The sequence below is a fragment of the Aureibaculum marinum genome, assembly GCF_003813905.1.
GTDB classification, from domain to species: Bacteria; Bacteroidota; Bacteroidia; order Flavobacteriales; family Flavobacteriaceae; genus Aureibaculum; species Aureibaculum marinum.
This window is the reverse complement of record NZ_RPFJ01000039.1, coordinates 1-1,240: the sequence shown is the minus strand read 5'-3', so window position 1 is coordinate 1,240 and position 1,240 is coordinate 1. Positions and strand designations below refer to the sequence as shown.

Here is a 1,240-nt window from a genome sequence, read left to right as displayed (position 1 = left end):
AGCAATTAATTATACACGGCTTAAGTTTACAATTCATTAAATTTAAGCATAAATCAGAAAAGACAAAAGAGAGGAATAAGGTTATTATACACGCAGAAGCTTGAGACTTCGTCAACATTGAAAATCCCCTCTCTTTTCTACACAGATTTCGTACAGTTCTATGAGGCTTTTAGACCTCGCTTTTAAGTCGTAGAAACTCGCGTAGTATGTCCTTTCAAAAAACATTTTTATTATGAATAAAGATATTAAATATTTTGGACTTGACATCAGTCATTTAGTTTTCGATGTTACCGATTCTGATGGTAATTACTATCAGTTTAAAAACAATGAATTTGGCTTTAAAAAGTTCACAAAGCTCTTAAATGATAATAGTCATTGTGTTATGGAAGCAACAGGTTATTACCATTATCAATTAGCGTATCATTTGCTAGAATTTGGTATAAAAGTGTCTGTAGAAAACCCTTTATCGGTAAAACGATTTATACAGATGAAATTGTCTAAAATTAAGACAGATAAAAGTGATTCAAAACTTATTTGTGATTATGCTCAGCAGGTCGAATTAAAGCTTTGGCAAGGTAATTCTAAGACTGAAATAGAATGTCTTCAAATCGTCAGAGCCCTTTCTGTATATACAAAACAGAGTACTATGATAAAAAACAAATTACATGGAGAAGCCGTTTTGGGTAATCCAAGTAAAATTGTTGTATCATCTTTAAATCGTAGTCTAAAGCAACTTAAAAAAGAGATGAAAACCTTAGAAGATAAACTATTGGATTTAGTAAAAATAGTACATCAAGATCTCTTAACACGTTTAAAAACCATTCCAGGTATTGGACCAAAAACAGCTATTATGTTAGTGGTTTTAACAGGTGGATTTAATCGTTTTACAAGTGCAAGTGAATTATGTAGTTACGCAGGCTTAACTCCCGTAACTAGACAAAGTGGAAGCAGTGTAAATGGACGACCTCGAATTAGTAAAATAGGGAATCAGAAGCTGAGAAATTTATTGTTTATGTGCAGTTTTAATGCTTGTAAATGTAACAAGGCTTGTAGAGATCTTTATGAGCGAATAGTTGCCAAAGGAAAGAGTAAGAAACTAGCCTTAATTGCAGTGTGTAATAAGCTATTAAAACAAGCCTTTGCCATTGCTAAATCAGGATTAATATATGATGATTCTTATAAAAGTACTTTAGTGAAAAATTAATGAGTTTTTACTTGTTTTTTACCACAGTACTTTGTT

At 31.5% G+C, this 1,240-nt stretch carries 1 protein-coding gene; it reads left to right on the top strand.

From position 1 onward, the window contains the following. Positions 1 to 232: 232 nt before the first annotated feature. Positions 233 to 1,204 carry an IS110 family RNA-guided transposase gene (locus tag EGM88_RS13565; RefSeq protein WP_123898971.1) on the top strand — a complete coding sequence of 324 codons (972 nt, stop codon included), beginning with the start codon at positions 233 to 235 and terminating at the stop codon, positions 1,202 to 1,204. Positions 1,205 to 1,240: the final 36 nt, after the last annotated feature.

Excerpts from the sequence above, each read along its gene's own strand:
- EGM88_RS13565 (WP_123898971.1), top strand. The coding sequence starts at position 233 with ATGAATAAAGATATTAAATATTTTGGACTTGACATCAGTCATTTAGTT.